The sequence below is a fragment of the Aquitalea sp. S1-19 genome, from assembly GCF_024343515.1.
This window is the reverse complement of the sequence record NZ_RJTZ01000364.1, coordinates 1-436: the sequence shown is the minus strand read 5'-3', so window position 1 is coordinate 436 and position 436 is coordinate 1. Positions and strand designations below refer to the sequence as shown.

General features: G+C 64.0%; 1 protein-coding gene. It reads left to right on the top strand.

Features of this window, described 5'->3' with window-relative positions; translation table 11 throughout:
- Window positions 1–436 (top strand): alanine-zipper protein (locus EGI20_RS19070; RefSeq protein WP_498633276.1); only part of this gene is annotated, 436 nt, incomplete at both ends.

The window sequence follows — 436 nt, the reverse complement described above, 5'->3', positions numbered from 1 at the left end:
GCTCAGTCGACGGCCGACGCGGCGAAAACTGCAGCTGGCACCGCGCAGACTACGGCCAACAACGCGGCCACGGTAGCCGGCACCGCGCAGTCGACAGCCAACGACGCCAAAACCGCCGCCAACACCGCACAGACGACGGCCACCGAAGCGAAGACGGCTGCTACCGAAGCCAAGACCGCAGCAGCCACCGCCGACGCCAAAGCGACCACGGCCCAGACCACGGCCGATCGTGCTGAAACCAAGGCGGATCGTGCCGAAACCAAGGCAGATAAGGCGCTGGGTATGCTGGAGGATGGCACCTTGCGCGCGGGTGGTGCCCAGAGTTCGGGTGATAAAAACTCGATTGCCATCGGTGCCGACGCGAAAGCGGATAAGGCCAACAGTATTGCTATCGGCGCGGGTTCTTATGCCAAGTCGTCCGTGGCGATCGGTGTGA